The following is a 12654-nucleotide window of genomic DNA, read 5'->3' as shown; positions in this document are numbered from 1 at the left end:
AGCTTCCGCGCGTCCGCACGGCGCCCATACGATGGAACGGCCGAACACCAGGAGGAGGCAGACGTGGCGGACCCCGCCGACGAACAGCCCATCAAGCAGCGGAAGAACGGCCTCTACCCGGCCGTGTCCGACGAGCTGGCCGAGAACATGAAGACCGGCTGGGCGGACACCGAGCTGCGCGGGCTGGAGCCCGTCACCCAGGCCACGCACACTGCGGAGCGCCGTGCCCGCCTCTCCGCCCGCTTTCCCGGCGAGCGGCTGGTGATCCCCGCTGGGAACCTGAAGACGCGGTCGAACGACACGGAGTACAGCTTCCGCGCCTCCGTCGAGTACGCCTATCTCACCGGTGACCAGTCCGAGGACGGTGTCCTGCTCATGGAGCCGGACACCGCCGGTGAGGGCCACGAGGCCAGCCTCTTTCTGCTGCCGCGCTCCGACCGGGAGAACGGCGAGTTCTGGCTGGACGGCCAGGGCGAACTGTGGGTCGGCCGCCGGCACAGCCTCAACGAGGCGCAGCAGCTGTACGGAATGGGCTGCGCGGACGTGCGTACGGTCACCGACGAGCTTCGTGCGGGCACCGGCCCGGTGCGCGTGGTGCGCGGCTACGACGCGGCCGTCGAGCACGCCCTGACCGACAAGGTCACCGCCGAGCGCGACACCGAGCTGCAGGTCTTCCTCTCGGAGATGCGGCTGGTCAAGGACGACTTCGAGATCGGCGAGATGGTCAAGGCGTGCGAGTCGACCGTGCGCGGCTTCGAGGACGTCGTCAGGTCGCTGGACAAGGCCGAGGCCACCTCCGAGCGCTACATCGAGGGCACGTTCTTCCTCCGCGCCCGCGTGGAGGGCAACGACATCGGCTACGGCTCGATCTGTGCGTCCGGCCCGCACGCCACCACGCTGCACTGGGTGCGCAACGACGGTGAGGTCCGCTCCGGCGAACTGCTCCTGCTGGACGCGGGGGTGGAGACGCACACGCTCTACACGGCGGACGTCACCCGCACCCTGCCCGTCAGCGGCCGCTTCACCGAGTTGCAGCGGAAGATCTACGACGCGGTGTACGAGGCGCAGGAGGCCGGCATCGCGGCGGTCAGGCCGGGCGCGAAGTACCTCGACTTCCACCACGCCGCGCAGCGCGTGCTCGCCGCCCGGCTCGTGGAGTGGGGCCTGGTGGAGGGCCCTGTCGAACGGGTCCTCGAGCTCGGACTGCAGCGCCGCTGGACACTGCACGGCACGGGCCACATGCTCGGCATGGACGTGCACGACTGTGCCACCGCCCGCCGTGAGAGCTACGCGGAGGGCACGCTGGAGCCCGGCATGTGCCTGACCGTGGAGCCCGGACTGTACTTCCAGCCGGACGACCTGACCGTCCCCGAGGAGTACCGCGGCATCGGCGTGCGCATCGAGGACGACATCCTCGTCACCCCGGAGGGCCACCGCAATCTCTCGTCCGGGCTGCCACGCCGCAGCGCCGACGTCGAGGAGTGGATGGCGCGTCTGCGGAGCTGAAGCGCCCCGGGGACTCCTGGCCACCGGTTCCGGGCTACTTTCATCACACCGCTGCCCGGATTGGGCCGAGATGCATAACCTGGCATGTGTCCGGCGGTGGTTCCGGTCGAGGAAGAGAGTTCACGGTGGTCACCCTTCGGTTCCGGCCAGGTCTGCTGGCGGCGCTGCCCTACGTAGCCATGGGCATCGTCGTGCTGGTCGACTTCACCGCGGGCCCGGGCATCGGGTTTCTGCCGATGATGGCGCTGGGGCCCGCGTTCGCGGGGCTGATCGGGAACGTGCGGCGCAGCGCGCTGATCGGGACGGTCGCGCTCGTACTGTCACTGATGCTCAGCGTCTACAACGACCAGCTCGGCGAGCGGCGCGGCTACACGACGCTGATCTCCGTGGCCGGAGTCGCCGTGGCCGGAGTCGCGGCGACCGCGATGCGCCAGCGCCGCGAAGCCGAACTGGCCAGCGTCAGGTCCATCGCGGAGGCCGCGCAGCGTGTGCTGCTGCGCCCCGTGCCGCGCAGCGCGGGACATCTGCGCGCCGCGGTCTCCTACACCTCCGCGATGGCCGAGGCCCGTATCGGCGGCGACCTGTACGAGGTGGTGACCTCGCCGACCGGCGTCCGCGTCATCGTCGGTGACGTGCAGGGCAAGGGGCTCGAGGCGGTGGAGACGGCGGCCGTGGTCGTGGGTGCCTTCAGGGAGGCCGCGTACGACGAAGCCGATCTGAAGGCCGTGGGCCAGCGCCTGGAACGGGCGCTGGCCCGGCATCTGCTCGGGGAGAAGTTCGTCACGGCCGTGCTCGCCGAGGTGCGCGAGCGGGACCAGGCGACGCTGCTCAACTTCGGGCACCCGGCGCCGCTGGTGATCCGTCCGGACGGCTCCGTGGAGTACGCGGAACCGCCGGCCCGCGCCCTGCCGCTCGGGCTGGATCTGGACGGCGGACCGGCGGCGCAGCCGCATCAGGTGCCGTTCGTCCCCGGTGACCAGATGCTGTTCTACACCGACGGGGTCAGCGAGGCCCGGGACGACGGCAACCGTTTCTACCCGCTCAGTGAGCGCGGCGATCTGCTCAAGGATCCCGACCCTGACTCGGCGCTGGCAGCCGTACGCGCCGATCTCGCGGAGCACGTCGGTGCCCCGCCGCACGACGACGCGGCGATGCTGCTGCTGCGCTACCGCGACCGCGGCATGTGACGGGCGGCGGTTCGTGCGCCCCGCGTGGGCGGGGCACGGAGCGCGCGAAGGGAGGCGGCGGGGCGGCGGTGGTTCAGCCCGCAGCGAGGAGCGGGCTGCTCCCGGTCTCCGGCATCTTCGCCCGACCCGCTGAACCGTCGTGGTCCTGACTCCACTTGAGAGTCTTGTCGAAGATGACGACGGCTCCCCCGCGCCCCGGCCGGTTGCGCACGTAGACGTGGTCGGCGAGGGACTCGATCAGGAAGAGCCCGCGTCCGCCCTCACCGTCCAGCGGCCTGTTGCGCCCCGGCAGGGCCGGGGCGCGGAAGCCGGGGCCGGAGTCGGCCACCTCGATGCGGCACGTGTCGCCTTCGAGGTAGGCGGTCACGCAGAACGCCTCGGAGCGCTCGCCTGTGCCGTGCTCCACCGCGTTCGCGCACGCCTCGGAGAGGGCGAGGGAAAGTTCGTAGGAGATCTCGCCGTCCACCCCGGCGCTCTCCATGGAAACGAGCAGCAGCCGGCGGGCAAGTGGCACGCTGGCAGCTTCGCGCCTCAGTTGGAGACACCACCACATGCTCATGCTCAACCCTCCACAGACCGAAGCTCGACGGTCGGCCCCATGGGGCCGCCCCGGCCATGAGCTACGTATTGCCGGGGTGGGCGAGCGATACGCATCTGGATGTGTGCATCCCGTCCGTTCGGAGGACGGGTGGGGCGGCACATGCGCCGCCGCGACCGGCGAAACCGCAGGTCGGCTGGTGGAGCTGGGCGGCTCGGCGGCAACCGGACGGGATGCGGCTCCGGTGGCCGAGTGCGGACCATTCGGGCATCTCGACCCCTGCCGTATGCGGCTGCCGTCGCGGTGAGATGATGGCGCGGCCATGACTGCCGGGGCGGATCTGAGACTCCTGCGGGCCGCGGTCTTCACCGCGGTCTGTGTGACGTTGTCCGCCGCCGGTCACTCCCTGACGGGCGGGAATCGCACACCGTTCTGGTCGGTGGCCGTCGCGTGCGCGGCCGTCTTCGTCGTCGCGGCGCCGCTCGCCGGGCGGGAACGGTCGCTGCCGGGGATAGCGGGACTGCTCGCGGCCGGACAGGTCGGACTGCACACGCTCTTCTCCTGCCGTCCGGCCGGCACCACCGCGTCGGCCGCGGGGTCCGCCACGTCGTCGCACGGCGCCCACGGCGGGAGCGGTGCGGACGTCCGGAGTCTCGCCGCGCAACTGCTGTGCGGCGAGCAGTCCGCGGGACGCCTCAGCGAGTCCGAGGCCCGCCGGATCATCTCCGACGCCGGCCTGGACGCGGACCGGCTGGGCGGGTCCGGCAGCGCCGGACTCTCCCACCAGGCCGCCCAGCACGCGACGCACCACTCCGCGGGCCACGGTGGCGGCGGTGCCGCGGTGTCCGCCGGCGAGACGCCGCTGGAGTGCCTGCACAACGCCGCGCGCGCCGCCCTGTCCTCCTTCGACGTGCCGATGCTGCTCGGCCACCTGCTCGCGGCGCTCGTCCTGGGCTGGCTCCTGCGCCGCGGTGAGACAGCCCTGTGGCGGCTCGTACGGCTCTCGGCGCGCTCCGCCCGTACGGCTGTCGCCCGGGTACGCGCCCTGCGCACGGCCCTGGCGTACGTACGGTCGCCGCGCGACGGCCTGCTGCCCGGACTCCCCGCGCACGTCTGCTTCGACGGTGCCGGCGACCAGGCCCCGCCGCGCTCCGTGCTCCTCGACCACTCGGTGCACCGGCGCGGACCGCCACGGCGCGAGCGGCAGAAGAACCTCACACTCGCGGCCTGACGCACGGCGCCAACGACGGAACGACGGCGTGCGCCTCTCGCCGCGCACCCGATCCTGTGCTGTCACGTCAAATCAGCGTTCCGTCCTGTCCTTCGGGAGCAACCATGCAGACCACTCCGCGCCGTCGTCTCGCCGCCGCCGGGGCCCTCGCCGCCACAACTGTCGTGCTGTGCGCCGGGCCCGCCCTCGCCCACGTCAGCGTCGACCCCGGGGAGGCCGAGCAGGGCGGCTACAGCGTCGTGAACTTCAAGGTCCCCAACGAGCGCGACGACGCCGCCACCACCAAGCTCGAGGTCAACCTCCCCACCGACCACCCGCTCGCTTCCGTGATGCCGCAGCCGGTGCCCGGGTGGGACGTGAAGGTCACCGAGTCCGAACTGGACAAGCCCGTCGAGATGCACGGCGAGAAGATCTCCGAGGCCGTCACCAAGATCACGTGGACCGGCGGCAAGATCGGCGCCGGCGAGTTCCAGCAGTTCCCCGTCTCCATGGGCCAGCTGCCCGAGGACAGCGACCAGATCGTCTTCAAGGCTCTGCAGACCTACGACAACGACGAGGTCGTGCGCTGGATCGAGGAGCCCAAGGAGGGCGAGCCCGAACCGGACAGCCCGGCACCGGTGCTGAAGCTGACGCCGGCCGCGGCGGAGGACGACGCCAAGGGCGGCGCCGGGGACAGCACCGAGAAGACCGCCGCGGAGGGCGACTCCTCGGAGGCCTCCTCCGGCGGGAGCAGCACCGACACCACCGCTCGCGTGCTCGGCATCGCCGGCATCGTCGTCGGCGTCGCCGGTGTCGCCTTCGGGGTGCTGGCGGGCAGGCGCCGCAGCGCCTGACCGGACACCGGCTGTGGGGGCGGGACCGCCCGCCTGCGCCCGCGCGTGTGCGCGGGCGGCCCGCCCCCGGCGCCCGCGAACGCTCCTCCTCCCGCGAGGCGGCGAAGAGACCCAAGCAGCAGAAACAGCAGAAAGCAGAAAGCCAGTGCACTATGCGTAAGACCAGAACTCTCACCGCTGCCGCACTCGTCGCGGCGGGAGCCCTCGCGCTCTCCTCGTGCGGCGGCGGGACCGGCGGCGGTCCGGGAGACGGCGAGGACAAGGCCGCCGCCTCCTCCGCTCCGCAGAAGAAGGGCGGGGTGGTACTCGACACGCCCTTCGACAAGCCCGACCTCACCCTCACCGACACCGAGGGCGAGGAGTACGACCTGATCGAGGAGACGAAGGGCAAGGCCGTACTGCTGTACTTCGGCTACACGCACTGCCCGGACGTGTGTCCGCTCACGATGAGCAACATCGCCGTCGCCAGGTCCAAGCTGAGCGCGGAGCAGAAGAAGGACCTGCGGGTCGTCTTCGTCACCTCGGACCCCAAGCGCGACACCCCCGAGGAGCTGCGCAGCTGGCTGCGCGGCCAGGACCCCTCCTTCGTCGGACTCACCGGCGACTTCGACACCATCCAGGCGGGGGCCCGCACCGTGGGCGTCAGCATCGATCCCGCCTACAAGAAGAAGAACGGGGACGTCGTCTCCTCCCACGGCGCTCAACTGCTCGCGTTCTCGCCGAAGGACGACAAGGCGCACGTCCTCTACACGGAGGGCAACACCGGGCCCGAGATCCTGGAGAAGGAACTGCCCAGGATCGTCAAGGGGGAGAACCCGTGACCCCCTCTCCGGGCAAATCCCCCCGACGCGGCCCCTTCCGGCGGGGCCGCACCGCCGCCGCGTCGGCCTGTGCCGCCGCCGGGCTGCTCACGCTCGGTGCCTGCGGCTCCGGTGCGGACGCCGACCGGGAGGGCTCGCCACCGAAGTTGACCGTCCGGGGCGCATACGTACCGGAACCCGTCACCGAGGAGATGGCCGGCGGTTTCCTCACCGTCCGCAACTCCGGGGACACCGCGGACAGGCTGACCTCCATCGACAGCGCCGTCTTCGACGACGTCCAGCTCCACAGGACGGCCGACGGGAAGATGCAGCGGGTGAAGTCGCTGCCCGTACCCGCCAACGGGGAGCTGAGCCTGAGCCGGGGCGGAAACCACATCATGTTCATGAAACCGGAGCGGAAACCGGTGAAGGGCGAGAAGGTGCCCGTGACACTCCACTTCGAGAAGTCCGACCCCGTGAAGGTCTCGATGCCGGTCGAGGCCACGAACCACGTACCGGAGAATTGAGGGACTGACTCGTGCCGCTCACCACCAGGCGTCCCCGCAGCACCGCGCCGCTCAGAGCGTTCGGCGCGCTGCTGTGTGCCGTGCTGTGCACCCTGCTCACCGTGCTCGGAACGGCCGCTCCGGCCTCCGCGCACGCCGTGCAGACGGACAGCACTCCGGCCGAGGGGTCGGTGGTGAAGAGCGCTCCCCGCGAGGTCACCGTGACCTTCTCGGAGGGGATCTCGATGTCGGACGGTTCGCTCCGGGTGCTGGGGCCGGACGGAAAGCGCGTCGACAAGGGCAAGGTGCGCGTCGTCGAGGGCGGGAAGGTGACTCGGGGCGTCGGCCTCAAGTCCGGCGTACGCGACGGTACTTACACCGTGGCCTGGAACGGGGTGTCGGCCGACAGCCATCCCGTCGCCGGCGCCTTCACCTTCTCCGTCGGCTCTCCGTCCCAGACCACGGCGGAGGTTCCACAGGAAGGAGAGGACTCGGAGGTCGGCGCGGTCGACGTGCTGTACCAGTCGGGGCGGTACGCCGCCTACACGGGCTTCGTGCTGCTCGTGGGCGGCGCCGCCTTCGTACTGACGTGCTGGCCGCGCGGCGCGACGGTCCGCCCGCTCCAACGGCTCGTGGTGACCGGCTGGATGACGCTCACGGTCACCACGCTGCTCCTTCTGCTGCTGCGCAACTCCTACGGGAGTTCGGGGGAGTTGGGCGACGTCTTCGACCTCGGCGGGCTGAGATCGGTCCTGGGGACGAAGCCGGGCGCGGCGCTCGCCTCCCGGCTCCTGCTGCTGGGAACGGCAGCCGTGATCATCGCTGTGCTGTTCGGTTCGTACGGCAAGCGGGAGGAGGACTCGGACGAGGGCCGCGACCTCCATCTCGGGCTCCATCTCGGCGGCGGCGTCGTGGCGCTGGGCCTCGCCGCGACCTGGTCGATGTCCGAACACGCCTCCACCGGCAGGCAGGCGGAGCTGGCGATGCCGGTGGACATGGTGCACCTGCTCGCGGTCGCCGCCTGGCTGGGCGGTCTCGCGGCCCTGCTGACGGCGCTGCACTGGGGGCCACCGCCTGCGCGCAGCGCCGTGCGGCGCTTCTCGCAGATCGCCTTCGGGAGCGTGCTGGTGCTGACAGCGACGGGGCTCTACCAGTCCTGGCGCCAGGTCGGGACGCTCAGCGCGCTCACCGGAACCTCGTTCGGGCAGCTGCTGATGCTGAAGGTCGCCCTGGTCGCCCTGATGGTCGCGGTGGCCTCGGTCTCACGGCGCTGGGCGGCGCAGCTCGGCGAGGCACGTGACGGCCCGGCCGGAGCGGCTCAGGGGGAGACGAGCGTACGGGAGGCGGAGCCGGTACCCGTCGGAGCGGGGGACGGCGACGGCGGACCCGAGCCGCGCGAAGGCTCGGGTGCGGCCTCCGGTTCCGGCCCCTCCTCCGGGTCCGCGTCCGGTTCCGCATCCGGTTCCTCATCCGGGTCCGCGTCCGGGTCCGCGTCCGGTGCGCGCGAGGCGGAGGATGACGACCCCGGCTCCGCGGAGAAGGCCCGCACGGAGGACGCGGAGGGCACTTCGGACGCGGCCGCCGCCGGAGGAGTACGGGCCGCCCAACTCGCACGCCAGCAAGCAGCGGTCGAACGCAGCCGCCGCAAGAAGGAGCGGGAGGCGGACCCCACACGCGCCGCCCTGCGCCGCTCGGTATTCGCCGAGGCCGGGATAGCTCTCGTGCTGCTCATGGTGACGACAGGGCTGACCAACACCCAGCCCGGACGTACGGAGGAGCGCACCCGCGCCGCCGACAGTGCCGGTGAGAGCCAGAACGCCGACGACTACGTCACCGCCAAGAAGAAGATCTCCTTCGACACCGGGGGCGACGACGGCAAGGGCACCGCGGAGGTGTGGGTCACCCCGGGCCAGGCGGGCGGCAACGCGCTGCGGGTCAGCACGACGGGCCCGGACGGAAAGCCCCTCGACGCGGACGAGGTGCTGGTCGCCCTCACCCTCCCCGCCAAGAACCTCGGTCCCGTCTCCGTCACGTTCGAGTCGATCAACGGCGACAAGAGCCGCTGGCGCTCGCGGGTGGTCCAGGTGCCCCTGGCCGGCAAGTGGAAGGTCGCGGTGACGCTGCGCACGTCGGAGATCGACCAGGTCACCGAGACCACGACCGTGGACATCCGCTGACACGGCCTGGAACCGGCCGGAACAGGCGGCGGGCAGGGCCGGTCCGGGCAGGAAGCCGGACGGCCACAAGGACGGAAAGACAGACAGGCAGACAGGCAGACAGGCAGACAGGGCCGAAGATCGCGTATCCGGGGAAACCGTGAGGATGAGCGTAAAGATGGACGTCAGCACGCACGCACCCGCTCATGCGTACGCGGGCCCGAGAACCGCCGTCCCCGGAACTCAATAGGACAGTGATGACCCAGCACGACCACGAACCTCACGGCGTCTCCCGGCGCCGCCTGATCAGTACCGTCGGAGCGGCGGGCGCAACCGGCCTCGCCGTCGGGGCCACGGGCGGCGCGGTCGCGCAGGCCACGGCCCAGGACGCGCCGAAGCCGCCCACACCGCTCACCTCGGTCGGTTCGACGCGCGTGCCCTTCCACGGCACCCGTCAGTCGGGCATCACCACGCCGGTGCAGGCGTTCGGTCACCTGCTCTCCTTCGACATGAGCCCGGGTGCGGGGCGCAAGCAGGCCGCCGCGCTGCTGCGCCGCTGGTCGGCGTCCGCCCGTGAGCTGATGGCGGGCAAGCAGTCCGAGGACCCGACGGAGATCGCACTGGATGCCGGACCGTCGTCGCTCACCGTCACCTTCGGATTCGGGCGCACGTTCTTCGCCCGTACGGGCCTGGAGAAGCAGCTCCCCGACGCGCTGGCGCCACTGCCCGAGTTCTCCAGCGACGCTCTCGACAAGAGCCGCTCGAACGGCGATCTGTGGGTGCAGATCGGAGCGAACGACGCGCTCGTCGCGTTCAACGCGCTGCGTGTGCTCCAGCGTCAGGCCGAGGGCACCGCACGGCTGCGCTGGCAGATGACCGGATTCAACCGCACGCCCGGCTCCACCGCGCGTCCCATGACCATGCGCAACCTGATGGGACAGGTCGACGGCACCAGAAACCCCAAGCCCTCGGAGAGCGACTTCGAGGAGCGGATCTTCGTTCCCCGTTCCGGTTCGGATTCCGCCTCATGGATGGCGGGGGGCTCCTACGCCGTCGTACGCCGCATCCGGATGCTGCTCGACGACTGGGACGAGCAGTCCCAGGCCGCGCAGGAGAAGGTCATCGGCCGCCGCAAGTCCGACGGCGCGCCCCTCACCGGCGGCAGCGAGGAGACCGAACCCGATCTGGACAAGCGGAACTCCGACGGCTCGCCGGTGATCTCGGCCGACGCCCACGTCCGCGTCACCGCCCCGGAGACGAACGGGGGTGCCGCGATGCTCCGCCGCCCCTTCTCCTACCACGACGGCTTCCGCGACGACGGCGCTCCGGACGCCGGTCTGCTCTTCGTCGCCTGGCAGGCGGACCCGCAGCGCGGCTTCGTACCGGTGCAGCGCAAACTCGACCGCGGCGACGCTCTCTCGCGCTTCATCCGCCACGAGGCCAGCGCTCTGTTCGCCGTGCCGGGCGGCCCGGCGAAGGGCGAGTACGTGGGGCAGCGACTGCTGGAGTCGTGAGGGCGGGTGGGTCCGGTGCGCGCCCGGCGCGTGCCGGACCCACCCTGTCTTCCGCGCGCGTCCCCGGCGCGTGTCTCCCGGCCCGTGTCACTGCGCCGTCCCCTCGCCCCGTGTCCCCGCGGACGGCGTTCCGCTCGCCCGCCACTGCCGGTTCACGCCTACGGCTCGTCCTGTGCGCCCTGGTGGAAGCGGAAGAGGTCTTCCGGGTCGACGAGTGCCTTGATCCCCGCGAGGCGCCGCTGCCCCTCTGGGTCACGGACCGCACGGGCGGCACCGGGCACAGCGCGGACGGCTCGCCCGTAGCGGAAGTTGAGGTTCGAGCCGACCGTCCAGGGCGCCACCGCCGCGAACACCTCCTCGTGCAGCGCCCCCAGCACAGCGGGATCGGCGTCCTCCGTCACCGACAGCACGTTCATGAGGTGACCCGCGTCCCGGTTGCCCACGGCGTTGGCAACGGACGGCTCCCGCGCGAGCGCACCGCCCATGTGGCGCAGGGAGAGCACCGTCATGCCGGGTGCGTCCGGTCCGGTCAGCCGCAGCACGCCGCGCAGCGCCGCACTGTCGGGCAGCCGCTCACCCAGCAGCACATTGGTGCCGTGGTACGCGTGCGGCTGCTCGGGTTCGTCGTATACGGACGCGGAGTCGGCGTAGGGCATCATCCGCAGCGTCTCCGACAGCCGCGGGCCGGCAGCGCGCAGCGGCTCGGTCAGCCGTTCCCCCTCGCCCTCCGTGCCGTTGTACACGACCTGAATCTGCGCGACGTACCGTCCGCGCAAGTGGTCCGGCAGGACGGGCAGATCCGGGTAGGCGAGCACGGTCACCGATGACGTGAGCTCGTCCGGAACCCCGGCCGTCCACGCCCGCCAGCACTCCAGCACATCCTCGGCGTGCTCCCCGCCGAAGACCAGCCGTCCCCCGTAGAAGCGCTCCACCGGCACCAGTCCGATCTCCATCCCCGTGACCACGCCGAAACCGCCACCCCCGCCGCGCATCGCCCAGAACAGGTCCTCGTCACGGTCCGGCGTGACGTGACGCAGACGGGCGTCCGCAGTGACGACGTCGATGGCGCGCACATGATCGGCCGCGTATCCGTACTGACGGGCGAGCAGCCCGACCCCGCCGTTCAGGGTGTACGAGACGGCGCCCACCCCTGGCCCGGAGCCGCTCAGCGGCGCCAGTCCGAACCGCGCCGCCTCCCGGACGACCTCGCCCCAGCGCACCCCCGCACCGATCCACGCGCTGCGGGCCCCGGCGTCCACGCGCACCCCGCCCGTCCGCCGAGTGCTCACCAGCACCCCGCCCCGCGCGGGGGTGGTCAGTCCGTGCCCCGTGGCCTGCACGGCGAGCGGCAGAGCGTGCGCCGCGGCGTACTCGACCGCCGCGCGCACGTCGTCTTCGCCGCGCGCGCGGACGATCAGGTCCGGGCGGTGCCGGTAGGCCGTCTGGAAACCGGAGCGCTCCTCGTCGTACGCCTCCTCGCCCGGCACCGTCACCCGCTCGGCGTGCGGCTCGCGCAGGAGGGAGGAGCGGGAGCCGGTACGAAGAGCCGACGTTCCGGTGCGTGCCCGGGCACGCGGTCCGTCATCCACGGCCGCCCTCCCGCGCCCCGTCCCCGTCCGCGTCCCTGTCCGCGTCCCAGCCCCCGTCCCAGCGGCGTCCCAGCCAGGCCGCCAACCGCTCGTAGGCGTCCGCACCTTCCGGCACGGACAGCGCCGGGCCGAACGGAACGTCCCCGCCGCGCCGCTCCGCGGGCGCCGCCCGGCGGGCGACACCCAGCGCGAACTCGGCCAGCTCCTCGTCGAGTTCGCCGGGCCGGCCCAGAGCCTGTGCCAGGTCCCACGAATGTGTGACCACCTCCATCACGCATCCCGTCAGCGCGATGCGGCCCGGCATGCTGCCCCAGGGCACCGTGTACACCTCGTCCAGCTTGGCGTCGTCGGCCCAGGCAGCCGAGAAGCGCTCGCGGGCACGCGCGTACGCCTCCGGCCAGCCGTCGTCCGGGACGCCGGAGACGCCGGAGTCGACGGCGGCGTCCGGGTCGACCTCACCGTCTCCGCCGCCCTCGCCGACCTGCGCGATGCGGTGTGTGCCGCCGACGACGTGGCTCAGCAGACTTCTCATCTCGAACTCACCGCAGGGAGTGGGACGGCCGAGCTGTCCGGGCTCGACGAGGGCGACAAGAGCGGCCATCTGGCCGGCGGCACGCTCGTAGAGGGGGCGCGGGTCCGGCGGGAGCGACGCGGAGGGGCCCCCGCTGTCGGAGGCGGCGGTCTCTGGTGTGTCCATGGGGCATTCTCCGTTCGTACGGTCTCGCTGACCTGCGGACACGGCGAGCATCTCCGTCTTTCCTGACACCCACCGTCAGGTTTTCCGGCACTCTGGA

General features: G+C 71.8%; 11 protein-coding genes. 8 read left to right on the top strand and 3 right to left on the bottom strand.

The features are described from left to right. The first annotated feature begins 63 nt into the window (after nt 1-63). Both H343_RS0106985 and H343_RS0106980 read left to right on the top strand, forming a co-directional pair. A complete protein-coding gene (locus tag H343_RS0106985) occupies nt 64-1506 on the top strand; it encodes an aminopeptidase P family protein (protein ID WP_028430558.1) in 1443 nt (480 codons plus the stop codon). 179 nt (nt 1507-1685) lie between these two features. After that, nucleotides 1686-2693: a SpoIIE family protein phosphatase gene (locus tag H343_RS0106980; protein WP_051264778.1), complete on the top strand. Its 1008-nt coding sequence runs from the start codon at nt 1686-1688 to the stop codon at nt 2691-2693. A 73-nt stretch (nt 2694-2766) separates the two neighbouring features. On the opposite strand, the gene H343_RS29295 is transcribed toward H343_RS0106980, so the two are convergent. Then, nucleotides 2767-3252: an ATP-binding protein gene (locus H343_RS29295; RefSeq protein ID WP_051264662.1), complete on the bottom strand. Its 486-nt coding sequence runs from the start codon at nt 3250-3252 to the stop codon at nt 2767-2769. A 301-nt stretch (nt 3253-3553) separates the two neighbouring features. Between H343_RS29295 and H343_RS0106970 the strand changes: the two genes are divergently transcribed. The 6 genes from H343_RS0106970 (at nt 3554) to efeB (ending at nt 10271) form a co-directional block, all read left to right on the top strand. Continuing rightward, the gene (locus H343_RS0106970; protein ID WP_028430556.1) at nt 3554-4462 is read left to right on the top strand and encodes a hypothetical protein; all 909 of its coding nucleotides are present in this window, start codon (nt 3554-3556) and stop codon (nt 4460-4462) included. Between the two features lie 104 nt (nt 4463-4566). Next, the gene (locus H343_RS0106965) at nt 4567-5295 is read left to right on the top strand and encodes a YcnI family protein (RefSeq protein ID WP_028430555.1); all 729 of its coding nucleotides are present in this window, start codon (nt 4567-4569) and stop codon (nt 5293-5295) included. Nucleotides 5296-5447: 152 nt separating this feature from the next. Then, entirely contained in the window at nt 5448-6116 is a 669-nt protein-coding gene (locus tag H343_RS0106960) for an SCO family protein (protein WP_028430554.1), read from the top strand. Continuing rightward, complete coding sequence (locus H343_RS29290; protein WP_078505118.1) at nt 6113-6622, top strand: copper chaperone PCu(A)C; 510 nt, start codon at nt 6113-6115, stop codon at nt 6620-6622. The genes H343_RS0106960 and H343_RS29290 overlap by 4 nt, the downstream gene beginning before the upstream one ends. A gap of 11 nt (nt 6623-6633) precedes the next feature. Next, the gene (locus H343_RS0106950; protein WP_199778883.1) at nt 6634-8778 is read left to right on the top strand and encodes a copper resistance protein CopC; all 2145 of its coding nucleotides are present in this window, start codon (nt 6634-6636) and stop codon (nt 8776-8778) included. Nucleotides 8779-9014: 236 nt separating this feature from the next. Beyond that, a complete protein-coding gene (gene efeB, locus H343_RS0106945) occupies nt 9015-10271 on the top strand; it encodes an iron uptake transporter deferrochelatase/peroxidase subunit (RefSeq protein WP_028430552.1) in 1257 nt (418 codons plus the stop codon). Nucleotides 10272-10429: 158 nt separating this feature from the next. Here the strand turns inward: efeB and H343_RS0106940 are convergent, their stop codons facing one another. Beyond that, nucleotides 10430-11860, bottom strand: a complete 1431-nt coding sequence (locus H343_RS0106940; RefSeq protein WP_028430551.1) for an FAD-binding oxidoreductase — start codon at nt 11858-11860, stop codon at nt 10430-10432. Beyond that, the gene (locus H343_RS29285; RefSeq protein ID WP_078505117.1) at nt 11853-12557 is read right to left on the bottom strand and encodes a TIGR03086 family metal-binding protein; all 705 of its coding nucleotides are present in this window, start codon (nt 12555-12557) and stop codon (nt 11853-11855) included. Before H343_RS29285 ends, H343_RS0106940 begins: the two co-directional genes overlap by 8 nt. Nucleotides 12558-12654: the final 97 nt, after the last annotated feature.

This window comes from Streptomyces sp. TAA204 (assembly GCF_000424965.1).
The sequence above is the reverse complement of the archived record's forward strand: the minus strand, read 5'-3'. Positions and strand labels throughout refer to the sequence as shown.